This window comes from Ochrobactrum sp. RH2CCR150, assembly GCA_014138095.1.
Taxonomy (GTDB): Bacteria; Pseudomonadota; Alphaproteobacteria; order Rhizobiales; family Rhizobiaceae; genus Brucella; species Brucella gambitense.
The window spans coordinates 653,709-676,081 of record JACGXE010000002.1 but is presented as its reverse complement, the minus strand read 5'-3'; the positions used below and the strand labels follow the sequence as shown (position 1 = coordinate 676,081).

Sequence of the window (22,373 nt, the reverse complement as noted above, 5' to 3'; positions counted from 1 at the left end):
GCCTAAGCGTCGCCCAGATAAGACTTTATCGTTTCTATAAATCTTGGAACAGAAATAGGTTTCGAGATATAGGCCTCGCATCCGCCCTGCCGAATGCGTTCCTCATCGCCTTTCATGGCAAAAGCTGTGACCGCGATCACCGGAATATGGCGCAACTCTTCATCGTCTTTCAGCCACTTCGTTACTTCCAGACCTGAGACTTCCGGAAGCTGGATATCCATGAGAATGAGGTCTGGCCGGTGTTCGCGTGCGAGATCAAGCGCCTCGAGACCGCTTCGTGTCCGGATCGTTTCGTATCCGCTGGCTTCGATAAGATCGCGAAACAACTTCATATTCAATTCGTTGTCTTCGACGATCATTACGCTTTTCGTCATCGAAACTTCCCTGGGGCAACTCCCCGGCCCGATTATTCATTCATCTACTGGCATTGGCTTACACCAAACAGAGTGCACCGACATTCCCCTCGGGGCACTCTATGATTTAACCTCATTTCATTGACGAAAGGCAAATAATTCCGTTGTCGCTACAAGGGCCTGCATCTTATATGGAAACAATAGCAGGCCTTAGCAGCGGCTGTTTGGATTGCTTGAAATGGAGAGTGACGGTGAAAACGCTTATGAACGAAACAGAAGCGCAAGGTCTCGCCATTGAAGCTCTGGCGTGGCTTGCACAGGATAAAGATCTGCTTCCACGCTTTCTGGCGCTGACCGGTATCGAGGCTTCGTCCATCCGTCAGGCGGCGCGTGAGCCGGGCTTTCTGGCCGGTGTGCTCCAGTTTTTCCTGAGCCATGAACCGACACTGATGCGCTTCTGCGAGGAAACCGAGCGTGACCCCGCAGTCATCCAGAAAGCGGCTTCGTTTTTGCCCGGTGGCGCAGGTCAGCATTTGCAGAGCGGCGCCGACTGATTCGAGGACGCCGTTCTGTTTCAGACCTGATTTCAGGCCGCAGTTGGTCCGGTGACCACCTCTTCCGCCACTGAAACATTGATCACATTCAATTCGTGTGCCCGCCCATCACGCGCGGTCCACGAAATTGACTGGCCGGGCGCAAGTCCGATCAGTGCCGTGCCGATCGGGGTCAGAATCGAAACCTTGCCCTGAGCGATGTCCGCCTCGCCGGGATAAACAAGCGTCACGCGGCGCTCTTGCCCGTCGTTGGAACGGAATTCAACCACCGAGCCCATATGCACGACGTTTTGCGGCAGACGCTTGGCAGGCACAACCTTTGCGCGGTCAAGTTCGGCCATCAGTTCGTCGGCGATTTCCTCATGCTGCTCGGCGACGCTGTTGGCCAGCCCCATCAGGCGCTCGTAATCGACGTCGCTGACGACAATATTGGGCTTCTTGCGATTCTTGACGCTCATGGCGATAGCTCACTGTTATAAAGATAAATATCTCCGAGCATCTTGGCTCGAAGCGGATGATTGGGATGTTTTTGTGAAAGCGCTTATCGAGTTCGCTTGAGGCAAGCGACGAACCATCCCCCGGAGCCCATCTGCGCTAGGCAGGGCTCGAGGGCCTTTATCCCGCGATCGGTTGAACCCGATGGAGTATGGCGGCGAAATGGTTGTTCATGACACTAAACTTGGTGATATCGTTGCCAATGTCAAGAGCATGACGGTTGGGCGTGGCTCTGCCAGTGGCGCTGCACGGGATTGGTGATATAGAAGGTATGTTCCTTTTATGTTCGTCAGGCCGGTTTCATTCCGATGATATCTGGTCAGACGACAATGCTGCGCATGTTCACGATGATTGAGAATTTCGCCGGAAACAGTTCTGAGCAGGGCTTATGCCGCGACTGCCTGTCGTTGCAGAAGAGCGCTTCCGTGCGCCGCTGTTATTCCTGCGGCAGTCCGCGCCTGATAAGACACCCGGAACTATACAGGCTGACGCTTGCGCATATCGACTGCGATGCTTTTTACGCGTCGGTAGAAAAGCGCGACAATCCCGAACTGCGCGACAAGCCGGTCATTATCGGCGGCGGCAAGCGCGGCGTTGTTTCCACCGCCTGCTATATTGCCCGTATTCACGGTGTGCGCTCGGCCATGCCGATGTACAAGGCGCTGGATGCGTGCCCGGAAGCTGTCGTCGTCAAGCCGGATATGGAGAAATACGCTCGCGTCGGACGCGAGGTGCGGCAGCTGATGCGTGATCTCACCCCATTGGTCGAGCCGCTCTCCATCGATGAGGCATTTCTCGATCTCAGCGGCACGGAACGACTGCACAAAGCGCCGCCTGCCGTTGTTCTGGCGCGCTTCTCCAAACGCGTTGAAAGCGAGATCGGAATCAGTGCGTCCATCGGCCTGTCCTATTGCAAATATCTCGCCAAGGTTGCTTCGGATCTGGAAAAGCCGCGTGGCTTTTCCGTTATCGGAGAAGCCGAAGCGCTCGATTTTCTGCGCGACAAGCCGGTGAGCATGATCTGGGGCGTCGGCAAGGCGTTTGCGGCCAAGCTGGAAAGCGATGGCATCCGCAGCATAGGTCAGCTTCAGACGATGGAAGAAGGCGCGCTGATGAAGGCCTATGGCACTATGGGCCAGCGTCTCTATCGCCTGTCGCGGGGGCAAGATAGCCGGCGGGTCGAGCCTGATCACGATATGAAAAGCGTTTCGGCGGAAACGACCTTCAACACCGATCTTTCAACGGCTGCCGATCTGGTTCCTGTTTTGCGCGCGCTTGCCGAAAAAGTCTCGCGCCGCCTGAAGGCTGGCGAAATCGCCGGACGAACTATTGTGCTCAAGCTCAAGACGCAAGACTTCAAGCTGCGTACCCGCAATCGCCAGCTTTCTGACCCGACCCAACTGGCCGACCGCATTTTCCGCCATGGATTGCAGCTTCTGGAAAAGGAGCTGGATGGCACCAAATTCCGACTGCTCGGCATTGGCGTTAGCGAGCTGTCATCGAGCGAGCGAGCCGATCCGCCCGATCTGGTCGACACACAGGCCACCAAACGGGCTGTCGCTGAAACTGCGATTGATCGCCTGCGTAACAAGTTCGGGCTGAATGCCGTTGAAACGGGCTACACCTTCTCGAAAGGCAACCTCGCACGCACTCAGACACCGCCGGACCGCGACGACGAGGATTGAGCGGATTGCTGCCTGAACAGCATCCGGACCGGTATGCTTGGTGACTAAACGCACTTGTCTCGGCGCGAGACTTACGGTTCAATTCCCGCGAATTTGCTAACGGAGGGTAGAATGCTCACAGGATCACTATGTCGAGCGGGCCGCGCACTCGTCGAGATTTCACGCGATAATCTGGCGAAGCTGTCCAAGGTAGACGCATCGGTCATCGAGGATTTCGAACGCAAGATCGACAAACCGTCTGCAGAGGTCATCAACAGGCTGCAAGCTGCGTTGGAAGACCTGGGCGCAGTCTTTATCCCGGAAGACAAACGTGGGGTTGGCGTCCGCTTGAAATTCACGGCGTCCGAAGCCAAGCGAATTGCCATCCTTGAAGGCGAAGGCGGTATCATAGCCCAGGATGATGTGACCTGACACATCGCCCGCATGGCCGTTCAAAGAACCGTTTGCGCGGCAAATGCCAAATGCATTCACAATTCAAAACAGATAAGCACAAATGAGCATCTGCCCCGCGTAAACGGGGCAAATCGCTCAACCGCCAAAAATGGTCCTTCCACCGGCGAGACCTGATCCCAAACCTGTCGGGAATCCCGCCCGGTTCTTGCCAGCCGCAACGATGGTCGCGGTAGATTTTTCGGATTTTACTGTCTGGCTGTCTACGTTTCCGTTCGCTGGCACGGCTGCAAATGCAGTCCCCGTCACCATGAATGTACCAACGGCCAACAAAGCTATGGTCTTCATCATTTCCTCCTCTGCTGGTCTCGCCAGCATGACGCCGAAATACAATGAGATCATGCCGGCGTTGTTACACAATCCGGATTCACGAAACGCTAGAATTGGCTTCTGCGCTATACGGCACTTGTCGTATTTCCGCTCGAAAATGCCATTCTAATGCTTTCACCAATATTGAATCTTTACATGGGCATAGCATAAGATCGATAATATAGGTGCGGGCGGGGCATAAACCATATTGGCAGGAGAGCCACCTTATGTCACCGAAGCTCAAAGCCGCGCTCGTCGGCGCTATCGTTGCCGTTGTTGTAGGCTTCGCCGCGTCGCAGGGACTGATCAGCCAACAGACGGCAGAAGAAATCAAAGCCAAGACAAACGAAGTTCTTGCAGAAGAGCCTGCTCCCGCTCCCACAGAAACGCCTCAACCGCAAACGAACGCCCCGCAGGCGCAACAACAATAGCTTGTACGCGCTTTCCGAGTGTCGTCCTGACCGCCCTGCTTCGCAGTATGGCGGTTTGGACAGAAGCCATCGACTGCCCGAGCAGATGAAAACAAACAGATTGCCACACCCAGGAAATAAAACCTTGAGTGTCAAATACTTACTGTGATTTTGGAGAAGAGATGGAGGCCTCGCCCGGAATCGAACCGGGGTGCAAGGATTTGCAGTCCTCTGCGTAACCACTCCGCCACGAGGCCTTCCTGAGAGCGTTTCCAAATCAATTGGTTGTGCTCTGCGCAGTTCCAATATTGATCCCCGCCCGCTTCGTCAAGCGATTCGAGACCTTTGTGTAAAAAATCCTTGGTGTTTTCCCGCGCCATACCAAAGACCACCCGGATACGGCCCATCTACCGCAAATCAGCACGCAGCAATTGTGATCGCGAGAATATTAGAACCTTACGATCTGTTAACTCGTTGGAAAGGTCCGGCTGTGCAACAATAAGAATATGAGACAAGCCTCACCATGGAGACGCGTGAAACACACAGTTTGCGTCATGTTGAGAGTGGCACTTCTTGCCGCGCCCATTCTGCTTGCGTTGGCGGTCTTGACCATGGTGACCAATCCCGATGGCAACAGAACGCCGGTTCCCGATAAGGGCGTGTCCGGCGGAACCGCACCGACCGGCAATTGATCCCATCAGATTGTGTCGTAAAGCAAGCAGGTGGCGCCGCGCTCCAACGAGCAAACAGTCGTTACAAATTGCAACACCCGGAAAACTCGCTGCCCGAACGGCGATTTAAATAGCTTTTAGTCTGCCGCAATTGTTCAATAGCGGAGATGGTTTATGGCCAAGCTACAGCTCTTTTTCTCAAAAGCCATACCCTATATGGGAACGGGCTTCATGCTCGTTAATTTTGTGGCTTTGCTCTATGCCGTCGTCATCCACTGACGATCTTTATGAGGGGGCTTCCCCCTTAAAAGGGCGCCATAGCGCCCTCTTTTATTTGACGACGTGCCAGACGCCGCCCTTACCGTCGCCTTTGGCGTCGCCCTTCTTCATATCTTCATGGTAACGATAAAGCGGCATGCCCTTATAGGCCCACATATCCTTACCGTCGGTAGCTTTGACGACCGAGAAATCTGCGCCCGCTTTCGAGGCTTTTTCGGCATGGAATGCGGGCCACATCTTCAGGCATTTGGCATCGCACGACGATTTGCCGCCCTCATCCTTGTCGAAAGTATAGAGCGTCATACCCTTTGGCGTGACCAGCATTTTGCCGGACGGACTGTCCATCATTTTGGCAGGTTCGGCAGCAAATGCGCCGGCAGTCGACAATGCGACCAATCCGAGTGCTAGAAACATCGTTTTCACGGCATATCCTCCTTGGATTTGGAAGACAGGCTTATATTCGTTATAGCTTTGCCCGTTTCTTCCGACGAGGATTGTGCGCTTCGTTGCAGCCCGAAATATGGCGCAGCATCAATTTGCAGCGGGAACAGGGCAGCTGGTGTCCCCCTCTTCGCAGCTGAGATATTTCTGGAACTGTTCATTGCGCTGCTTGGTCAAATCCGTTTTGCAGGAGGCAACGAGCATCGGGTAGATACTGCCTCCCGATGCATCTGCGGTCGTGAAAGCACACTCGGCGTCACGGAATGCGATCCAGGCGCGCTGCGCTTTGACAAAAAGCTTTTTGCCGTCTGCATCATCGGCAAGACGCTTCTGGATTTCCTTGAAGCTGGCATTCAGCTTCTTATCCGCAGCAGAAAAATCCTCGCCCGCACACTGGGTCATCGTGGCTTGGTCTTGCGCATTGGCGCATTTATTGGAAGCCGCCGTCGCAGGCAGTGAAAGAAAAAGCAAAGAAACACTCAGAGCAGTAATCCGCAGCATTCAAACTCTCCCAAGCGAAAAAGACCATTTCAGAAAACTATAGTCTTTCTCATTTCGAATGCATCTTAAACAGCTAATATAGGTTAACAGACCAGAAGCAGAGCAAGTCGTTCCTGATACTGCTTATTTCTTATCGTGGCTTGTGGCTCTTTCTTCGATCCAGTCGCGCGCGGCCTGCCAGCTGGCAAAAGCCTTGCGCTGGTCATGGATAGCATAGGCGACCCAACGTTCCTCGGGGTTGTCGGCATCTTCAGGCATGATCGTGCCGATACGATTGCCATAGCTGTCCTGCACCGGATAAATCATCAAACTCCCTCCCCGGAGATTTGTTTGTAATGATCGTTTGCGACGACCTTTCTGTTCATTGTTTTTACACTCGATTGCCAGCGCCAAACCAGCAGTTATTATTGTTCCCACTATTCTGGGGTATGGCGGAGGAATAAACAATGCTCACTACACTTATAGAACTTCCCACCTACGCTATATTTTTATTTTTCATCGCGTTTGCGATTATACTGTATAGCGCCGGTTATGGGGCGTTGCGATATCTCAGCAGGCACGCAAAGCACGATATCTTTTCCATACCTGCCCCGGCTTTTCTCGGCACGATTGCAACAGCTTGGGCTCTTTCTATGGGCTTTGTCGCTGCTGACGCTTGGTCGCTCAATTCCCGCGCTGATTTTTCCGTCAGCAAGGAGCGTTCCGCCATCCATCGTTTGCTGGACACAGCAAGCCCGATTGTCCTCGACAATAAGGAACTGAAGACCGCCGTGTTGACCTACCGGACTAACGTCATTGACGACGAATGGGGACAGCAGAACAACACGGTTTCCACTTTAGACGTCGATCAAGCGATTCTTGGAATCCGCGCAATCGTCCAAAAGATTGCGCTCTCAGGACTGCCCGGCCCCATTGTCTCGCAGCTCGTCAATGATTTTGATGAGCTTCAGGATGCCCGTAACGAGCGGCTGGCGGTCGCCAGTTCGTCGATTGACGAATCCAAGTGGTATCTCGTCCTGTTTCTGACCTTGCTGACGGCGATCACAATTGCCGCTGTCCATGCCGACCGTCCGCTCGCCGGAAAACGCGCGCTCTTTCTTTACGTGCTGACCGGCACGATCAGTCTTTGGATTTTGGCCAACCACGCCAATCCCTATGTCGGTATGGGCGATCTTAGGCCTGACCTGCTCTTCTCCGCACAAAGGCACTCTCCAGCTCCAGCAGAGCCCGCTGGATCGTGAATGATCACTTCCGGACGAATGGCAGGGAATTGGACAAACACGCGCCTGTGCTCGCCCTGAGCCGTTGACTTCAAAAATAATAGGAAAGGCTGTTTCGCGCTCCGATGCGTCACCGCGTTGCGCTGATTCGCGCCCTGGATGTGACATTTTGAAGACGGATGAGTTTTGGCAGACCTGAGCTGATAAAGCGCGATTGGGTCTAGCTCTGCCGCTAAAGCAAAACTTGATCCGTGGAATGTAAGTGATTGAGAAATTAGCTACTTCAGAAATTGAAGTGGCTCCCCGGGCCGGATTCGAACCAGCGACCAACCGGTTAACAGCCGGTTGCTCTACCACTGAGCTACCGGGGAACAGGTGCTCGTTGTGTCAGCGAGGTGGCGTATAGCAAAAGGATTTCGGGTTTGCAAAGGGCAAAATTGAATTTTTTCGAACTTTTTGCATCTGCCTCATGAAACCCTATATTCTCTGGGACATTCAGACGTAAAAAATATGCAGAAGTAGTGGAGAGACTTGGTCCAGTGCACGAAGAAGCGAACCAAAAAGCACCTCGCAAGGTCATTTTGATTCTTGGTCGGCGAATCCCGATTCCTCAATCGGTGATGATGCGGCGCGTTTTGGGCGGCTCTCTGGTGGCGGGGGGCGCGCTTGGCTTCTTGCCTGTGCTGGGTTTCTGGATGCTACCGCTTGGGCTGATCGTGCTCTCCCACGATTCTCACCGTGTTCGCCGCATTCGCCGGCGCAGCGAGATCTACATCTGGCGGAAATGGGTCCGGCGCAATGCTTCGTCAAATGCGAATGGCGGCGCGGGGAGTTAAAGCCCCTCTCCTGCGTTAACCACGCCCGACAATAAGGAGAATCGTCCCTGTAGAAGCGGGTATAGCCCGGCATGAAGCCGGGCCAATCCGAGTCCGTCCATCAGTTGATGTTTCAGGACAGATTTTTCCTCCGCTGCGCATAGCTTCGCCGCCGGACTTCTCCCGGTGTCAGATGGCGATATTTACGCAGCGCGGTCGTCATATGGCTCTGGCTGGAAAAGCCCAGCGCGGCAGCAAGCTCGCTCAAAGAAATATCGGTCTCACGCAGGCAGCGCTCGGCTTCGTCCAGCCGCAGCCGCATCAGATATTGATGCGGCGTGAGACCGAAGCTTGCACGGAAGCATGTTGCAAAATGGCCCGCCGAAATCCCGATCAATGATGCCATGTCAGGCACAGACACCTGCTGACGGTAATTTTCCTTGAGATAGTTCTCAATCTGGCGGCAAGCATAGTTGCTGAGCCCGAACTGCTGCTTGTTGCTGCCTCGTGCAATCGACGCATTGCGTACCAGCACACCTGTCAGCACCGTGCGGAACGCATCCATATAGGCACCACTCACGTGTGGCGAAACTTGCAGCTCGCCCCACAGGATTTGCGCCAGTTGCAGGCACTGCCGATTGGAAAAATGCAGCGGCGTCCAATTGTGAGAAGCATCGTCGCCTTCTTCTGCGGAGAAGAAAGAAACATCGAGCGTCACAATCAGATGAGCTGTGTTTTTGGGCCAAACGATTGCGCAGCTCATATGAGCCGGCATGATAAAGGTCATACCGGCCGGACAGTTGATCGTCTCTTCCGCCCCTTCGAAGGGTTTCCATTTCAGCCCGCGCACCATTTCAAGAACGATGATGGCTATGGTTTCGAGCGACTGATACGTCTTCTCGCCAATGTCTGAAAAGCCGTAATCTATATTCTGCCTGTCACCGCCACCCAGCGATGCCAGCTGCATTGAATTGATCACAGGCGATGGATCATAAGTCGATAAATTCATTGAATTATTCTTCATGACTATGCTCATATTATCCTCAATCATCAAACCGGAAAAAAGAATAAATATTGGGAGCGCCACGGGTTTAACTGAACGGACTCGAAACCTGTCTTCCCCCTGCATTTCAGAAAATCAAAACGGCCTTCCCTCAAAAACCGCGTGAATGCCGCAAAGCAATCATTAGTTGTAGTTGAAAGTTTATGCAACCGAATTATTGAAGCCTGATAATTCTTGCTGCGGCAGGTGATTTGGTTCTTGTGCTCGTGCTTCGCTGGCCAGCATTTTGAAGCCCATTGAACAAATCACTGGGGATGCGGCGTCGTTGCACGCCATTGCATTTTGCTGGCTCAGCAATACCCTGTGGCAGCCAATCTTCATATCTTAGAGCGGCTATCCATCGATTTTGAAACGATGACTTTGTAGGCCACCGGCAGGATACAATGCCATCCATAATGACGGACATACGTCACACCGCTGTAATAAATCCCGATTAAACAACGAACCACGGTGTTGAGGCAGCGCATCGTGCTTGTTTATCAATCCGAACCAATTTTGCCGCTTGTCGAGGTCTCACAAAGATGTTTCAATCTGAATTGCACGGCTGTGCAGAAAAAACAAAAACAGCCGGCGATCCTGGGGAGGAGATGCCTATGCCAGCTTTTCTGGAGGTGGCGAGCGCGCGCGTTCGTTACGGCAATAATGAGGTTCTCAAAGGGGTTGATCTATCAGTCCGCAAGGGCGAGTTTGTTGCTCTACTCGGATCATCCGGTTGTGGAAAGACAACTTTGCTGCGCGCAATCGCAGGTTTCAATACACCCAGCAGTGGTGCAATCAAGGTCAATGGCGCGGATGTAACCCGTTTGCCGCCAGACAAGCGCGGTATGGCGCTCGTTTTCCAGTCCTATGCACTCTGGCCTCACATGACGGTTGCACAGAATATTGGTTACGGCCTGCGTATTCGTGGCGTTGCAAAAGATGCGATCAAGCAGAAGGTGCAGGAAGTTGCCCGTCTGCTCGGCCTTGATGCGCTGTTGGAAAGAAAGCCCACTGCTCTATCGGGCGGTCAGCGCCAGCGCGTTGCGCTCGGCCGCGCTCTGGCCATTCAGCCGGATATCCTGCTTCTTGACGAACCTCTCTCCAATCTCGACGCACGTATTCGCCTGTCGGTGCGCCATGAAATCAGCGCGTTGCAACGCCGTTTGGGCATTACCGCGGTTCACGTCACCCATGACCGCGAAGAAGCGATGGTGATGGCGGACAGGATCGTCATCCTTAACAATGGCGAGATTGCCCAGGCTGGTGCACCTGAGGAGGTCTATAATCACCCGGCATCCGATTTTGTCGCCGCCTTCATGGGTGCAGAAAACCTGATCGAACTGCCGGTCTCGGTCAAAGCGGATAAGATTGAAATCGCGGCGGGCGCACATAACAAAGCGAGCACAATTCCAGCCGGAAGAAGAAACCTTTCCGATGGCATTGCCTCCGCGCGTTTCCGCAGTGAAGCCGCGCAGCTCGCAAGTCCGGGTGCCGCCCCTAGCCGCAATGGACCCGCACTCGTTCTCGCAGGCACGGTAGAGCAGACCAGCTATCCCGGCGGCATTTGGCGACACATGGTCCGTATTGGCGACCGCCACATCATGGTCGATGCGCAGGAAAGCCATCAGCCCGGATCAGACGTCGAAATCCATATACCTGAACAGGCGCTTTTCCTTTTCGACAAGTAGTCCCGTAACAGCTTTGCCGGGTGGCATAGCGGCTCGGCCATTGTCAGTACTGCGGGCTTTAATCGGCCCGCAGCAGCCTAAAATTCCCGATGAAGCAACAGGATGTTCAACATCCCAATCGAAATCCACAAAACCGGTCCATCCGGATTTAACAGGAGTTTTTCATGAGAACGGCCCTGAAAGCAGCAGTTGTACTCGGTCTTACCGTTGTCCCTGCATCTGCCGACGAACTGAAGGTGCTTACCGCTGGTGACCAGAACATGGTTGATTACATCAACCAGTATCTCGGACCATTGTTCGAGAAGGAAAATCCGGGCAACACCGTGCGCGTTGTCGGCACTGGCCCGGGCGATGCCGGTTCGCAGAAGATTCTCGAGCGTTTCGAAGCCCAGTCGAAGGCTGGCGTCGAAAAGTGGGATACGGACGTTGCCGTCGTCCATGAAAAATTCGCCGGACCGATGGTCACCGGCAAGTTCCTCGAAAATTATCGCGGCAAGATCGAAAGCGGCAAGCTGGTAACCCGCGACAATGCAAAGATGGCGCTCGGCACCAATGTTGACGGCTATGTTATGCCGATGTTCAACAGCCAGACCGCGCTTGCCTACAATCCGGCGCTCGTCGCCACGCCGCCGAAGAGCTATGATGAACTCGTCGCCTGGGCCAAGGAAAATCCGAAGCAGTTCGGCTATAACGGCATCAAGGGCGGCGCTTCGGGTGTAAGCTTCGTGATGGGCTGGATCTATGCCTATGGCGGTGATGCGAACAAGCTTCAGCAGGGACCGTTCGAAGAAGGCGAAGCCAAAAATTGGGACAAGGCTTTCGCGTCTCTGAAAGAATTCACCAAGAACGCAACCCTGACGCCGGGCAATGCCGGAACACTCGACATGCTAAGCCGTGGTGAAATCGCCATGGGTCCGGTCTGGGTCGACATGTTCTATTCGTGGAAGGCCAATGGCCAGCTGCCTCCGGAAATGAAGCTGGTTTTGCCCGAACCTGGCATGCCGGGCCAGCCGATGCACTACGTAATTCCGGAAAAGAGTGCACATAAGGAACTGGCCGAAAAGTTCGTGGCGCTGGCAACCAGCCCCAAGGTTCAGGCTGAGGGCATCGTGAAGCGCTTCAACTGGTATCCGGGCATCGACGCCGACAACGTCAAGTCGGAACTTGATGCCGACACCTGGAACAAGCTTTTCACCGATATCACGGCTGACGATCTGGCAAAGTTCGGCAAGTCCTTCCCGATTGCTCCGTACAACACCGCCATTCTGGAAGCCTACGAACGTCAGGTTGGCAACTGATAACCGCATTGCCGGATGCGCCATCCCAGGCGCATCCGGTATTCCATCATTTTCATGAGGTCTCGAATGTCGCCAAGACTGACAGGTTTGCTGCTGGTCGCCCCCGCAATGGCGATCGTTGTAGTATTGTTCATCGTGCCGCTTTTCGGCGCCCTCACCGGGGCATTCTATGTTTCCGGCGAGTGGGGTTTCGGCAATTTCACCAAGACATTCGAGCTTTATTCAAGCGACATTCTGTTCACATTGCTGATCGTCGTGCTGTCGTCAGTCCTGATCGCGCTGTTTTCCATCGCTATCGGCGGTTATCTGACGCTGGGTTCCAATCCGCGTGCGGTCGCCGTGCTGCGGTGGCTCTATCGCTGGCCTTTGTTCATTCCGTTTATCGTCGTCGGCCAGATATTGCGCACCTTTCTCGCCAAGAACGGTCTGATGAACAGCCTCCTGTTCGAAACCGGCATATTGACGCCATTGCAAGCGATGAGTTTTCTTGACTGGCGCGGCATTACCATTGCCTTCGTCTGGAAACAGACACCCTTCGTCACTCTGCTTCTGGCCGGCGCCATGGCGTCGCTCGACAGAAGCACCATCGAATCCGCCCGCAATCTGGGTGCAGGACGTTTGCGCATCCTGATCGAGATTGTTCTGCCCCAAGTGCGACAGACGCTGCTCGTGGGCCTTATCTTGAGCTTTGTGACCATGATGTCGGTGCTGTCCGTGCCGCTGATGATCAACGCGCAATCGCCTACCATGATCACCGCCAATATGGCCTTCCGCATCAACGCCTATGGCGATTACGGGGTAGCCAACGCACTCGGCACGATCTCGCTGCTGATGACCAGTCTGGTGGCGTGGATCTATCTGCGCCAGACCATGAAGGAGCACGGCAAATGAGTACCGTTTTCGATTGGCGCTGGATTCCGCGCGGTATCGTCCTTGGGCTTCTGGCCTTCGCAATCTTCGGCCCGCTGGCCAACCTTCTCCTTTGGGCCGTGGCGGAACGCTGGTATTTTCCGCACACATTCCCACTGCAATACGGTTTTTCCTTCTGGGCCAATGTGTTCTCGCCGCGCGGCAATGCACTGTCGTCGCTTGGAACCAGTGTGCTGATCGCGATCCTCACGGTGATCGTCTCACTTGGTCTGGCCATTCCCGCCGGCTATGCGCTGGCGAGGCTGAAACTGCCGTTTCGCGGATTGATCCTGCTGACGCTACTGATCCCGCAGGCCTTTCCGAACCTGCCGGTCTATGTGAACATCGCGCAGATGTTCTATTCGTTCGGCCTTAACGGCACGGTTTTCGGCGTGGTGCTGGTACATGTTACCCATGGTCTCGTCTATGCAGTCTGGATCGCAACCGCCGCCTTCTCGGCTATCGACAGCGAGCTTGAAGAAGCCGCACGTTCCATGGGCGCATCTGCGCTGAAAACCTTCTTCGACATCACATTGCCAATCGCGGCACCGGGATTGCTGGCAAGCGCGATCTTCGTCTTCCTGGAATCGCTGGACGAGTTTACCGGCACCTATTTCGTAGGCGCGCCAGACGTTTCCACTCTGCCGCTCTTGCTCTATACGGCAAGCTCCGGCGGCAATTATCAGATTGCATCGATCAGTGCGCTGATACTGCTTGTGCCGTCCATTGCATTCATGTTCGTTGTCGAGCGGTTCCTCCGCGCCGATGTTCTCTCCAAAGTGGGACGCTAGAAATGGCTCAGCAAGATAACGATGCCAGTACTGGCCCACGCTTCATCAGTGCCCATGAAGTGGCGCAGGAGGCAGGCGTTTCGCGTTCTGCCGTGTCGCGCACCTTCACGCCGGGTGCAAGCGTTTCGGCTGCAACCCGCGAAAAAGTGCTGAAGGCCGCGGAAAAGCTCGGCTATCAGGTGAACGATCTTGCTCGCGGGCTGCTCGCCCATCGCAGCCGCATTGTCGGCATGATCGCCGCAGATCCCGACAGTCCTTTTCGTGCCCGTCAGATCGCTACCCTTTCCAGACGCCTTGCGGCGCGCGGCAATGTGCCGGTGCTGATCCCGACCGGCCAGCACGGGGAAAACCTATCTGCCGCCCACGAGGCGCTGTTGCGTTATCGGGCGGAAGCAACGGTGGTTCTATCGGGCATGCCGTCCTCGTCTTTCGTGGAACTGGCGCAGCGAAATGGCCAGCCGCTCATTCTTGTCGGCAGAACAGAGGCTGGAGCAGACCACGTCCACGCCAATAACAAGCTCGCGGCGGAAACGGCTGTTGATGTTTTCGCGGCACGCGGCTTCAAAAGACTCGGCCTGATTACATCCAATGTCGGCAGTCACAGCCTTGTCGAACGCGAACAGGCATTTGTGACAAAGGCAAACAGCCTCGGCCTCCCCGTGGTCATCCAGCGTGGCGAATTGACCGATTATGACAGCGGGTTCGCCGCCGGTTCCTTGCTGCTCGGTGACAAGGACCGTGTCGAGGCTGTGCTTTGTGTCAATGATCTGATGGCGTTCGGCCTGATGGACTGCGCGCGCGATGTGTATAATCTCAGCATTCCCGACGATCTTTCGATCATCGGCTTCGACAATGTGGCCGAGGCGCGCTGGGGCGCGTACCGCCTGACGACATTCGACCAGAATGCCGAGCGCCTGTCGGCGGAAATCGTTCGTTTGCTCGATGAACGTGAGAATGCACCCAATGAGCCGCCGCAAAGAGTTGTACTTGATATGCCGCTCATTTTGCGCGGCAGCGTGCGACCACTGAAAACGGACTATGCCAAGGGCGCAAAGGGTGCCTGACCACATGACATTTCATTCCGTCTGGCTGCGCCCGGCGCGTGGCGACCTTCAGTTTCTCGAAACGATCGTGCGCGATCTGGCGCTGCGTTTCGACACCCCGGTCTTCGAACCGCATGCGACATTGATCCCGGATATGGAGCGTTCGGCTGAAGAATTGCAGCCCTTGATCCTCAGCCTTGCGATGGGGCGCAAGCCGCTGGATATCAGGATCGAAGGCATAACGTCGACGGAGGCCTATTTCCGTTCATTCTATGCCGCGCTGGAGAAAACGCCGCCGTTGATGGATTTGAAGCGGGATACAATCGGCATTTCGGGCATGGACGATCTGGCGAGTTTCGTCCCGCACGTGTCTCTTGCCTATGGTGTGCCGGATACGCCGGAAAAACACGACGAAATGAAACGGCTTTCAGTCGCACTGTCTGGTCGGATGCTGCGTTTTGACCGCATGGTTATCGTCAGCTCTTCCAATATGACCCCGATCGACCAGTGGATCGTCAAAAACGAGATTTATCTGGCGGGATAAATCCATGAAAAAACCCGCCATTCAATGGCGGGCCTTTCAAGTTCAGCAGCACTGAATGAGATCAGAGCGGGCGCGGATTGTTGCGATAAACATCCGCAATATCAGCCAGTACCTCGTCCGACAGTTTCAGCTCATGGGCGGCAATATCTGTCTTCAGCTGTTCGACAGTCGTGGCTCCGATAATCACCGAGGTCATGAACGGACGGGTCAGCGAGAAGGCAATACCCATCTGCGCAATATCGAGGCCGTGCTTGTTGGCGACATCGATATAGGCGCGAACGACCGGTTCCGAATGGGAATTGTCGCGCCACAGGCCGCCATCGGTCACTGCTGCACGCGAACCGGCGGGCACATTGCCACCGAGATATTTACCCGTCAGCACGCCTGCGGCCAGTGTCGAATAGGCCAGCAGGCCGACATCTTCCGCCAGCGACACTTCAGCCATATCGAAATCGAACTGGCGTTGCAGAAGTCCATACTCGTTCTGGATCGACGCCATGCGTGGCAGGCCTTCTTCTTCAGCCATTCGCAGCCAGCGCATTGTTCCCCAAGCGGTTTCGTTGGAAAGGCCAACATGCCGGATCTTGCCTTCGCGAACCATATCGTCGAGGCCGAGCAAAGTGTCGTGCATGTGCTGCAATTCCGACTTCGCATCATTTTTGCTGAAATCGAAATTCCAGCCCTGTCCAAAATGGTAATGCGAACGCATTGGCCAGTGAATCTGGTAGAGATCGATGTGATCGGTCTGGAGGCGCTTCAGGCTGTTCTCAACCGCTTCGCGCACGCTGGCGCGGCTCGGGCGCGCACCACCGCGAATCCACTCCTGACGACCGCCGCCCGCAATCTTGCTGGCGAGGATGACTTTGTCGCGCTTGCCCGAAGCCTTGAACCAGTTGCCGATATAGGTCTCGGTCTTGCCGTAGCTTTCGGCGCTCATCGGTATGGCATAGCCTTCCGCCGTATCGATGAAGTTGATGCCGGCATCGACAGCAATATCCAGCTGCTCATAAGCATCGGCTTCGGTGTTCTGCACACCCCAGGTCATGGTTCCGAGGCAAATTTCGGTGACAGAGAGGCCTGTACGGCCCAAGGACTTCTTTTTCACGAGGATTTTCCGGATCAATTGGCCCGCAGAAATGCGGAGTGATGTGAGGGGTGAAGTGATAGCCCCGCTTCACCGCCTCTGACAACCCTGTCACAAAATATTCAACGATTACAGGAACCGCTCTACCGAATATGGTGTCGGATCGATATAGGTTTTCTCGCCTGTCATCATTTCCGCAATAAGCCGTCCGCTTGCAGGCCCCAGCGTCAAACCGTGATGGGCGTGACCGAAATCAAACCACAATCCCTTGTGTCGCGGTGCCCGGCCGATCACAGGGCGCATGTCTGGCAGGCATGGACGCAGACCGAGCCACGGCGTGCTATCCACCGGCTCGCCGAGCTGCGGCACCAGACGGCGCGCAATCTTCTCCGTCTTTCCGAGCTGGATGCGATTGGCCGCAGCCAAAGGCGATGCGAATTCGATCCCGGTGGTCAGCCGCACGCCCTGCACCATCGGCGCCAAAACATAACCGGCTTCCTCATCCACCACTGTATGGCCCAGCCGCGTGTTGTTGCGCATCGCGAAATGCAGGTGATGGCCGCGTTTAATGCCGAGGGGTATCGGATAGCCGAAGCGCCGGAAAATGAGCGCAGACTGAGGCCCAAGCGCCACGACAACGTCGCGTGCCTTGACCGGCCCCTCCTGCGTCGCGACCTGCCAGCTGTCGCCGTTCTGCGTCAGCGTTGCAGCGTCGCCATGCACAAATCTGCCGCCGCGCGCGATGAACAAATCAGCATAGGCCTGCACAAGTCCAGCGGGATTAACGACGGTTTTCGGGTCGAGCCAGTGGATGCCACCTGCAACTTCGCCCAATGCGGTTTCACGCGCGCGCAAAGCTCCGGCATCCAGAATGTCATAGGCAAGATTGAAGCGCTGCAAATTGGGGAGACGACGCACTGCGGCATCGAAAGCGGACTGGTTGCGGTAAACCTGCATCCAGCCTTGTTTGCGAATGAGTTTTTCGCATCCCGCTTCGGCAATCAGAGTATCATGCTCATGCACGCTTGCTTCGATCAGCGGCAGCATGGCCTGTGCGGCAATCTCCAGACGTTCTGGCGACGATTCCCGCCAGTAGCGGAAAAGCCAGCGCGCTATGCGAGGAACATAAAACGGAGAATAGCGAACATCGGTGCGCAGGTTCGTGGCGTAGCGCAGCAGTTTGCCGAAACCTTGCGGAAAGGAATAGGGAATGACACTGGAGCGTTCGATCAGCCCCGCATTGCCGAAACTCGTTCCCTGCCCCGGCTCCCCCTTGTCGATCAGACAGACGGAGCGTCCGCGCGCCTGCAAATGAAGCGCAGCCGAAACGCCGACAATGCCAGCGCCTAGAACGATAATATCCTGATTTTGCATCGGTATTTCCGGCATTCTCATTACAATACGCGCCAGCGGTCAGCTGGCGCGTTTCTGCTTGCAGCAAAGTCTACTGCTCGTAGGGATCAATAAATGTCGAAGTCGAAATACTTCTTCACGATGGTGGCATAGGTGCCGTCGTCGCGGATTTTCTTGATCGCAGCATTGAGCTGTTCGCGCAGATCGTTGTCTTCCTGACGGACGGCAATGCCTGCTGCGGTTTCCGTTCCCGGAATATCGCCGAGCAGTTTGCAGCAATCAGCGCCGTCAGCCTTAAGCCAATCGACGAGTGGGAATTTGTCCGACACGACAGCATCCAGACGACCGCTCTTGAGGTCGGCATTGGCTTCATCGGCCGTCGGGTAAAGCTTGGCTTCGGCACCGCCCTTGGCATAGACGTCTTCGGCATAGGTCGCCTGCGTCGTGGAGCCCTGCGCGCCGAGTGTCTTGCCCTTCATCGCGTCGACGTCGACCGACTTGATCGGGCTATCCTTCGGAACAGCGACAGCAAGCGGCGTCGAATAATACTTGTCCGTAAACGCAACCTGCTTCTTGCGCTCTTCGGTGATGCTCATGGAAGCGAGAACCGCATCGAACTTATTCGCCTTCAGGCCGGGGATCATGCCGTCCCAATCATTGGCGACGATTGTGCACTTGGCCTGCATGGCAGCGCAGAGCGCATTTCCAATCTCGACATCCAGCCCTTGAAGAGAGCCGTCAGCAGCGACGAAATTGAAGGGCGGATATGCACCTTCGGTCGCGATGCGGATTTCCTTCCATTCCTTCGCCTGCGCTGGCAGAACTGCGACGACAGTGGAAAGACCGGCAAAAAGGCCAGCGGCAAGGATCGATTTCAGCATGATGGTTTCCCCTTAAATGCTTATTTTTGTTGACTGCTTTAGTTAGCCCCGGCGGAGATCCGCTGTTTAGTGCAGCGCGCGAACCCCATCCGCTTCAGTGTGACTGAAGCACCGGACGCCGCCAACATCAAGTGGCGTTTTGACGGCGTCCGATGATATTTTGCGATCAATAGATGTCGAAATCGAAGTACTTCTGACGGATCGTATCGTAGGTGCCGTTTTCGCGAATTTTCTTGATCGCGGCATTGAACTGTTCGCGCAGATCGTCATCGCCCTTGCGCAGCGCCACGGCGATTTTCGTTTCCGAACCCGGAATGTCGCCCAGGAACTTGCAGCAATCAGCGCCCTGCTTCTTCAGCCAGTCGGCGGCGAGGAATTTGTCGGCTGCTATCGCATCAACGCGACCGCTTTCCAGATCGGCATTGGCTTCGTCGGCGGTCGGATAGAGCTTCACGTCAGCGCCAGCCTTGCCATAAACGTCATCGGCATAATTGCCCTGCGTGGTGCCTGCCTGCGCACCGACGGTCTTGCCGCTGAATGCAGATGGCTCAAGCGAGGTAAGGTCCGAATCCTTCGGCACAACAACCGCAAGCGGGGTCGTGTAATAGCGCTCGGTGAAGGCAACCTGCTGCTCGCGCTCCGGCGTGATAGCCATCGACGCGATCACCGCATCAAACTTGTTGGCCTGCAGGCCGGGGATCATGCCATCCCAATCATTGGCGACGACCGTGCACTTGGCTTCCATGGCTTCGCACAGCGCATTGGCGATATCGAGATCGAAGCCAACGAGCTTGCCTTCAGGCGACATGTAATTGAACGGAGGATATGCGCCTTCACTGGCGATACGGATTTCCTTCCATTCCTTGGCCTGAACCGGCAAGGCGATAACGACAGTGGCCAGACCGGCCAGCAAAACTGATTTCAACATGATTTCCCTGTTTCATAGTCCTGCGCAATTCCGGCTATTGACCGGAGCGCCGTTGCATGAGGCGAGTATTCGCCCGTTTCTCTAAGCCCTGGAGGCAGCCCCCATGGCCAGAAGCACGAAAGGGCCCGCCGCGCCAAAGCGCGACAGGCCCCAATTTGTCAGCCCATAAAATCAGGCAACCAGACGCGTGGAATGGTCGTCCTGTGCGTAGGCCTTACCGAAGCGGTTCGCTAGGAATGCTTCCAGCGTGATGTCTTCCTGACGAATGAAGCCTTTCTGCGGCAGATCGCCCTTGGCCAGCATGTCGAGCACCGCGCAAATGGCCGAAGCCGTGGTGATCTGGATGCCGGAACGGACGATTTTGCCAACCTGAGCAGCATACACCTTGTTTGCGTAGGTTTCTTGAACCAGACGGCCATTCTTCGTGCCGGAAACGGTCACAAAGATCACGACAACGTCCTGAAGCGTGGTCGGCAGCGCGTTTTCGAAGATGTCCTTGAGGACTTCGCGGCGATGACGCAGGCCGAGATCGTTCAGAAGCGCCTTCATGAGCGCAACGTGGCCCGGATAGCGGATCGTGCGGTAGTTAAGCGTCCGCACCTTGCCTTCAAGCGTTTCGCACAGAGTGCCGAGACCGCCTGAGGTATTGAACGCTTCATAGGTCACGCCGTCGAGCGAGAACTCTTCGCGCTCTTCCAGAGCCGGAACTTCCGACAGCTCGCCATTCACGATGGCTTCGCAAGGCTCGATATATTCATTGATGACGCCGTCGGTGCTCCAGGTCAGGTTATAGTTGAGAGCATTGGACGGATACTGCGGCAGAGCGCCGACGCGCATGCGAACGCTGTCGAGCTTGTCGAAACGCTTGGCCAGATCATAGGCAACGATGGAGATGAAGCCCGGGGCCAGGCCGCACTGCGGGATGAAGGCCGTCTTGGCTTCCTGGGCCAGTTCCTTCACGCGGCGCGTGCTGGCAACGTCTTCGGTCAGGTCGAGATAGTGAACGCCTGCCTTGGCAGCAGCTTCAGCAATACGGGTGGTCAGATGGAACGGAGCAGCACTGAGCACGGCAAACTTGCCGGTAAGGGCAGCTTCAAGCGCCTTGGCGTCTTCGATGTCGAGCGCCTGCGTCTTGACTGCAGCGCCGGCTTCCAGCGCATCGAGCTGTGCCTGCGAACGATCGACGACGGTGACGTCATATTCGCCCGTGGAAGCCAGAAGATCGGCAATGGTTGCACCGATTTTACCTGCGCCGACGACAACGATCTGTTTCATATGTTTTCCCCTTGGCCTTTCTGGTTCCACTGGAATGCAATTCGATGAACAAGAATCGCACAGTCTCGCGCAAAAAGAAGCGTATGAACCGACGATATGACGTTGTTTATTTACGCATTATGCCGTAATAATTATGCACTATGCCGACAAATGCAGACCTGAATCTCATCGCTCTCCTCCGTGAAAACGCCCGAGCCTCCACAGCCGAGCTTGCCAGACGTCTTGGCGTCTCGCGAACGACCGTGCAAAGCCGCATCGAAAAGCTGGAAAAGCAGGGCGTCATCGAGGGCTATACCGTTCGAATCGCACCGGAATTCGAGCGCGATCTCGTGCGCGCCCATGTGCTGGTAACGGCGCTGCCCAAACTTGCTCCAAAGGTCGAGACCGCGCTACGCGGCATGATGACCGTACGGACACTGCATTCCGTCAGCGGCCATTTCGACATGATTGTCGTGGTGGAAGCACCGTCCATTCAGGAACTGGATGCAGTTCTCGACAGGATCGGCGCGCTGGAAGGCGTGGAACGCACCATGTCGTCCATTGTGCTTTCCACGCGCATTGACCGATAATCGAACAGCTTTGGCGTCGGTCAGTCCTTCGAACTGCCTTCCCAGCCCGCATAGAAAACGCCGTTCTGCTTTTCCATCAAGGCAGTCACCGCCTCGATTTCATGCGGATCGATGGAAGTGCTGACCAATGTCGCCAGTATCTCAACCGTTTTTGCGTTGCGATCAGTTATCTCCACGTCGCTGACGGGATATTTTGCATCTTCCAGCCTTTCGACCAGTAGTTCGCGTATTTCTTCCATCCCCTCGTGCGAAGCGATGACACGCACCTCATAAGTCTGCTCCGAAGCGCGCTCATTGATCGGTATACGGTTGATGAGATTGACGAGGTGACGCAGAAGCGTGTTGCCGAACAGGACGAAAGCCGTCAGCAACGCTGCCTCGGCAACCATATCGGTTCCCGCGCAAGCACCGACAGCCGCCGAGCACCAGAGTGTCGCGGCTGTATTCAAGCCGCGCACATTCATGCCCTCTTTCATGATGACGCCCGCACCCAGAAAGCCGACGCCCGAAACAACGTAAGAGATTACACGGGTGGCCTCGGGCGCACCGGCAATGCGCATTGCGAGATCGACAAAGGCAGCAGCACCAAGCGCCACGAGAGCGTTGGTGCGCAGACCAGCCGTGCGCTGGCGATATTGACGTTCAGCACCGATCAGCGTGCCGAAAATAAATGCCGCCGTCAGGCTGATAACCGTGTCGAGAAAAGGGAAAAGCTCAAATGTCTTCAAGAACTGCATGCCGAAAAATCCTTATTTGTCGGGCATATATAACAGTTTCTTGAAACG

27 protein-coding genes and 2 tRNA genes are annotated in these 22,373 nt (G+C 55.4%); 14 read left to right on the top strand and 15 right to left on the bottom strand.

Going from position 1 to position 22,373, the window contains the following annotated elements; translation table 11 throughout:
• Positions 1 to 2: 2 nt before the first annotated feature.
• On the bottom strand, positions 3 to 374 hold the full coding sequence (locus FHW03_RS06790) for a response regulator (RefSeq protein WP_024900225.1): 372 nt from the start codon (positions 372 to 374) through the stop codon (positions 3 to 5).
• 230 nt (positions 375 to 604) lie between these two features.
• Here FHW03_RS06790 and FHW03_RS06785 point away from each other — a divergent pair, with 230 nt between their 5' ends.
• Positions 605 to 907, top strand: a complete 303-nt coding sequence (locus FHW03_RS06785; protein ID WP_182519922.1) for a DUF3572 domain-containing protein — start codon at positions 605 to 607, stop codon at positions 905 to 907.
• Positions 908 to 939: 32 nt separating this feature from the next.
• Here FHW03_RS06785 and rnk read toward each other — a convergent pair whose 3' ends face one another.
• Positions 940 to 1,365 (bottom strand): nucleoside diphosphate kinase regulator, encoded by a 426-nt coding sequence (rnk, locus tag FHW03_RS06780; protein ID WP_182519921.1) that lies wholly within the window; start codon positions 1,363 to 1,365, stop codon positions 940 to 942.
• Positions 1,366 to 1,749: 384 nt separating this feature from the next.
• Between rnk and FHW03_RS06775 the strand changes: the two genes are divergently transcribed.
• Both FHW03_RS06775 and FHW03_RS06770 read left to right on the top strand, forming a co-directional pair.
• Complete coding sequence (locus FHW03_RS06775) at positions 1,750 to 3,087, top strand: DNA polymerase IV (protein ID WP_182520072.1); 1,338 nt, start codon at positions 1,750 to 1,752, stop codon at positions 3,085 to 3,087.
• A 111-nt stretch (positions 3,088 to 3,198) separates the two neighbouring features.
• Positions 3,199 to 3,498 (top strand): XRE family transcriptional regulator, encoded by a 300-nt coding sequence (locus FHW03_RS06770; protein ID WP_182519920.1) that lies wholly within the window; start codon positions 3,199 to 3,201, stop codon positions 3,496 to 3,498.
• A gap of 117 nt (positions 3,499 to 3,615) precedes the next feature.
• Here the strand turns inward: FHW03_RS06770 and FHW03_RS06765 are convergent, their stop codons facing one another.
• On the bottom strand, positions 3,616 to 3,828 hold the full coding sequence (locus FHW03_RS06765) for a hypothetical protein (protein WP_182519919.1): 213 nt from the start codon (positions 3,826 to 3,828) through the stop codon (positions 3,616 to 3,618).
• A gap of 245 nt (positions 3,829 to 4,073) precedes the next feature.
• On the opposite strand from FHW03_RS06765, the gene FHW03_RS06760 reads away from it, so the two are divergent.
• The gene (locus FHW03_RS06760; RefSeq protein ID WP_182519918.1) at positions 4,074 to 4,277 is read left to right on the top strand and encodes a hypothetical protein; all 204 of its coding nucleotides are present in this window, start codon (positions 4,074 to 4,076) and stop codon (positions 4,275 to 4,277) included.
• A 162-nt stretch (positions 4,278 to 4,439) separates the two neighbouring features.
• On the opposite strand, the gene FHW03_RS06755 is transcribed toward FHW03_RS06760, so the two are convergent.
• Positions 4,440 to 4,513: transfer RNA gene (locus FHW03_RS06755), tRNA-Cys, on the bottom strand.
• Between the two features lie 276 nt (positions 4,514 to 4,789).
• On the opposite strand from FHW03_RS06755, the gene FHW03_RS06750 reads away from it, so the two are divergent.
• Positions 4,790 to 4,948 (top strand): hypothetical protein, encoded by a 159-nt coding sequence (locus FHW03_RS06750; protein WP_182519917.1) that lies wholly within the window; start codon positions 4,790 to 4,792, stop codon positions 4,946 to 4,948.
• 309 nt (positions 4,949 to 5,257) lie between these two features.
• Here FHW03_RS06750 and FHW03_RS06745 read toward each other — a convergent pair whose 3' ends face one another.
• From FHW03_RS06745 to FHW03_RS06735, 3 genes are all read right to left on the bottom strand, one after another.
• Positions 5,258 to 5,629 (bottom strand): hypothetical protein, encoded by a 372-nt coding sequence (locus FHW03_RS06745; RefSeq protein WP_182519916.1) that lies wholly within the window; start codon positions 5,627 to 5,629, stop codon positions 5,258 to 5,260.
• Positions 5,630 to 5,737: 108 nt separating this feature from the next.
• A complete protein-coding gene (locus tag FHW03_RS06740; RefSeq protein WP_182519915.1) occupies positions 5,738 to 6,148 on the bottom strand; it encodes a lysozyme inhibitor LprI family protein in 411 nt (136 codons plus the stop codon).
• 123 nt (positions 6,149 to 6,271) lie between these two features.
• Positions 6,272 to 6,454 carry a hypothetical protein gene (locus FHW03_RS06735; protein WP_182519914.1) on the bottom strand — a complete coding sequence of 61 codons (183 nt, stop codon included), beginning with the start codon at positions 6,452 to 6,454 and terminating at the stop codon, positions 6,272 to 6,274.
• A gap of 326 nt (positions 6,455 to 6,780) precedes the next feature.
• Here FHW03_RS06735 and FHW03_RS06730 point away from each other — a divergent pair, with 326 nt between their 5' ends.
• Positions 6,781 to 7,389 (top strand): hypothetical protein, encoded by a 609-nt coding sequence (locus FHW03_RS06730; protein WP_377514285.1) that lies wholly within the window; start codon positions 6,781 to 6,783, stop codon positions 7,387 to 7,389.
• A gap of 275 nt (positions 7,390 to 7,664) precedes the next feature.
• Here the strand turns inward: FHW03_RS06730 and FHW03_RS06725 are convergent.
• Positions 7,665 to 7,739: transfer RNA gene (locus FHW03_RS06725), tRNA-Asn, on the bottom strand.
• Between the two features lie 249 nt (positions 7,740 to 7,988).
• On the opposite strand from FHW03_RS06725, the gene FHW03_RS06720 reads away from it, so the two are divergent.
• Positions 7,989 to 8,204, top strand: a complete 216-nt coding sequence (locus FHW03_RS06720) for a hypothetical protein (RefSeq protein ID WP_280993289.1) — start codon at positions 7,989 to 7,991, stop codon at positions 8,202 to 8,204.
• 112 nt (positions 8,205 to 8,316) lie between these two features.
• On the opposite strand, the gene FHW03_RS26020 is transcribed toward FHW03_RS06720, so the two are convergent.
• Positions 8,317 to 9,312, bottom strand: a complete 996-nt coding sequence (locus FHW03_RS26020; protein WP_377514283.1) for a helix-turn-helix domain-containing protein — start codon at positions 9,310 to 9,312, stop codon at positions 8,317 to 8,319.
• A 527-nt stretch (positions 9,313 to 9,839) separates the two neighbouring features.
• Here FHW03_RS26020 and FHW03_RS06710 point away from each other — a divergent pair.
• The 6 genes from FHW03_RS06710 (at position 9,840) to FHW03_RS06685 (ending at position 15,498) form a co-directional block, all read left to right on the top strand.
• Positions 9,840 to 10,913, top strand: coding sequence for an ABC transporter ATP-binding protein (locus FHW03_RS06710; RefSeq protein ID WP_182519912.1), 1,074 nt, complete (start codon positions 9,840 to 9,842; stop codon positions 10,911 to 10,913).
• 164 nt (positions 10,914 to 11,077) lie between these two features.
• Entirely contained in the window at positions 11,078 to 12,211 is a 1,134-nt protein-coding gene (locus tag FHW03_RS06705) for an extracellular solute-binding protein (RefSeq protein ID WP_182519911.1), read from the top strand.
• Between the two features lie 66 nt (positions 12,212 to 12,277).
• Positions 12,278 to 13,102 carry an ABC transporter permease subunit gene (locus FHW03_RS06700; RefSeq protein ID WP_182519910.1) on the top strand — a complete coding sequence of 275 codons (825 nt, stop codon included), beginning with the start codon at positions 12,278 to 12,280 and terminating at the stop codon, positions 13,100 to 13,102.
• Positions 13,099 to 13,911, top strand: a complete 813-nt coding sequence (locus tag FHW03_RS06695; protein ID WP_182519909.1) for an ABC transporter permease subunit — start codon at positions 13,099 to 13,101, stop codon at positions 13,909 to 13,911. Before FHW03_RS06700 ends, FHW03_RS06695 begins: the two co-directional genes overlap by 4 nt.
• Before the next feature lie 2 nt (positions 13,912 to 13,913).
• Positions 13,914 to 14,975 carry a LacI family DNA-binding transcriptional regulator gene (locus tag FHW03_RS06690; protein WP_182519908.1) on the top strand — a complete coding sequence of 354 codons (1,062 nt, stop codon included), beginning with the start codon at positions 13,914 to 13,916 and terminating at the stop codon, positions 14,973 to 14,975.
• Positions 14,976 to 14,979: 4 nt separating this feature from the next.
• The gene (locus FHW03_RS06685) at positions 14,980 to 15,498 is read left to right on the top strand and encodes a 2'-5' RNA ligase family protein (protein WP_182519907.1); all 519 of its coding nucleotides are present in this window, start codon (positions 14,980 to 14,982) and stop codon (positions 15,496 to 15,498) included.
• A 61-nt stretch (positions 15,499 to 15,559) separates the two neighbouring features.
• Here FHW03_RS06685 and FHW03_RS06680 read toward each other — a convergent pair whose 3' ends face one another.
• The 5 genes from FHW03_RS06680 to FHW03_RS06660 all read right to left on the bottom strand — a co-directional run bounded on the left by FHW03_RS06680 (position 15,560) and on the right by FHW03_RS06660 (position 21,019).
• On the bottom strand, positions 15,560 to 16,603 hold the full coding sequence (locus tag FHW03_RS06680; protein WP_182519906.1) for an aldo/keto reductase: 1,044 nt from the start codon (positions 16,601 to 16,603) through the stop codon (positions 15,560 to 15,562).
• Between the two features lie 108 nt (positions 16,604 to 16,711).
• Positions 16,712 to 17,962 carry an FAD-dependent oxidoreductase gene (locus FHW03_RS06675; protein WP_182520069.1) on the bottom strand — a complete coding sequence of 417 codons (1,251 nt, stop codon included), beginning with the start codon at positions 17,960 to 17,962 and terminating at the stop codon, positions 16,712 to 16,714.
• An 80-nt stretch (positions 17,963 to 18,042) separates the two neighbouring features.
• On the bottom strand, positions 18,043 to 18,804 hold the full coding sequence (locus FHW03_RS06670) for an ABC transporter substrate-binding protein (protein ID WP_377514367.1): 762 nt from the start codon (positions 18,802 to 18,804) through the stop codon (positions 18,043 to 18,045).
• A 178-nt stretch (positions 18,805 to 18,982) separates the two neighbouring features.
• Entirely contained in the window at positions 18,983 to 19,744 is a 762-nt protein-coding gene (locus FHW03_RS06665; protein ID WP_182519904.1) for an ABC transporter substrate-binding protein, read from the bottom strand.
• A gap of 171 nt (positions 19,745 to 19,915) precedes the next feature.
• Positions 19,916 to 21,019, bottom strand: a complete 1,104-nt coding sequence (locus tag FHW03_RS06660; protein ID WP_182519903.1) for a saccharopine dehydrogenase family protein — start codon at positions 21,017 to 21,019, stop codon at positions 19,916 to 19,918.
• A gap of 140 nt (positions 21,020 to 21,159) precedes the next feature.
• Here FHW03_RS06660 and FHW03_RS06655 point away from each other — a divergent pair, with 140 nt between their 5' ends.
• Complete coding sequence (locus FHW03_RS06655; protein WP_078336932.1) at positions 21,160 to 21,588, top strand: Lrp/AsnC family transcriptional regulator; 429 nt, start codon at positions 21,160 to 21,162, stop codon at positions 21,586 to 21,588.
• Positions 21,589 to 21,608: 20 nt separating this feature from the next.
• Here FHW03_RS06655 and FHW03_RS06650 read toward each other — a convergent pair whose 3' ends face one another.
• Complete coding sequence (locus tag FHW03_RS06650; RefSeq protein ID WP_182519902.1) at positions 21,609 to 22,325, bottom strand: MgtC/SapB family protein; 717 nt, start codon at positions 22,323 to 22,325, stop codon at positions 21,609 to 21,611.
• Between the last annotated feature and the right edge of the window lie 48 nt (positions 22,326 to 22,373).

Excerpts from the sequence above, each read along its gene's own strand:
- FHW03_RS06790 (WP_024900225.1), bottom strand. The coding sequence starts at position 374 with ATGACGAAAAGCGTAATGATCGTCGAAGACAACGAATTGAATATGAAG.
- rnk (WP_182519921.1), bottom strand. The coding sequence starts at position 1,365 with ATGAGCGTCAAGAATCGCAAGAAGCCCAATATTGTCGTCAGCGACGTC.
- FHW03_RS06775 (WP_182520072.1), top strand. The coding sequence starts at position 1,750 with ATGATTGAGAATTTCGCCGGAAACAGTTCTGAGCAGGGCTTATGCCGC.
- FHW03_RS06770 (WP_182519920.1), top strand. The coding sequence starts at position 3,199 with ATGCTCACAGGATCACTATGTCGAGCGGGCCGCGCACTCGTCGAGATT.
- FHW03_RS06765 (WP_182519919.1), bottom strand. The coding sequence starts at position 3,828 with ATGATGAAGACCATAGCTTTGTTGGCCGTTGGTACATTCATGGTGACG.
- FHW03_RS06760 (WP_182519918.1), top strand. The coding sequence starts at position 4,074 with ATGTCACCGAAGCTCAAAGCCGCGCTCGTCGGCGCTATCGTTGCCGTT.
- FHW03_RS06740 (WP_182519915.1), bottom strand. The coding sequence starts at position 6,148 with ATGCTGCGGATTACTGCTCTGAGTGTTTCTTTGCTTTTTCTTTCACTG.
- FHW03_RS06735 (WP_182519914.1), bottom strand. The coding sequence starts at position 6,454 with ATGATTTATCCGGTGCAGGACAGCTATGGCAATCGTATCGGCACGATC.
- FHW03_RS06730 (WP_377514285.1), top strand. The coding sequence starts at position 6,781 with ATGGGCTTTGTCGCTGCTGACGCTTGGTCGCTCAATTCCCGCGCTGAT.
- FHW03_RS06720 (WP_280993289.1), top strand. The coding sequence starts at position 7,989 with ATGATGCGGCGCGTTTTGGGCGGCTCTCTGGTGGCGGGGGGCGCGCTT.
- FHW03_RS26020 (WP_377514283.1), bottom strand. The coding sequence starts at position 9,312 with ATGCAGGGGGAAGACAGGTTTCGAGTCCGTTCAGTTAAACCCGTGGCG.
- FHW03_RS06710 (WP_182519912.1), top strand. The coding sequence starts at position 9,840 with ATGCCAGCTTTTCTGGAGGTGGCGAGCGCGCGCGTTCGTTACGGCAAT.
- FHW03_RS06705 (WP_182519911.1), top strand. The coding sequence starts at position 11,078 with ATGAGAACGGCCCTGAAAGCAGCAGTTGTACTCGGTCTTACCGTTGTC.
- FHW03_RS06700 (WP_182519910.1), top strand. The coding sequence starts at position 12,278 with ATGTCGCCAAGACTGACAGGTTTGCTGCTGGTCGCCCCCGCAATGGCG.
- FHW03_RS06695 (WP_182519909.1), top strand. The coding sequence starts at position 13,099 with ATGAGTACCGTTTTCGATTGGCGCTGGATTCCGCGCGGTATCGTCCTT.
- FHW03_RS06690 (WP_182519908.1), top strand. The coding sequence starts at position 13,914 with ATGGCTCAGCAAGATAACGATGCCAGTACTGGCCCACGCTTCATCAGT.
- FHW03_RS06685 (WP_182519907.1), top strand. The coding sequence starts at position 14,980 with ATGACATTTCATTCCGTCTGGCTGCGCCCGGCGCGTGGCGACCTTCAG.
- FHW03_RS06665 (WP_182519904.1), bottom strand. The coding sequence starts at position 19,744 with ATGTTGAAATCAGTTTTGCTGGCCGGTCTGGCCACTGTCGTTATCGCC.
- FHW03_RS06660 (WP_182519903.1), bottom strand. The coding sequence starts at position 21,019 with ATGAAACAGATCGTTGTCGTCGGCGCAGGTAAAATCGGTGCAACCATT.
- FHW03_RS06655 (WP_078336932.1), top strand. The coding sequence starts at position 21,160 with ATGCCGACAAATGCAGACCTGAATCTCATCGCTCTCCTCCGTGAAAAC.
- FHW03_RS06650 (WP_182519902.1), bottom strand. The coding sequence starts at position 22,325 with ATGCAGTTCTTGAAGACATTTGAGCTTTTCCCTTTTCTCGACACGGTT.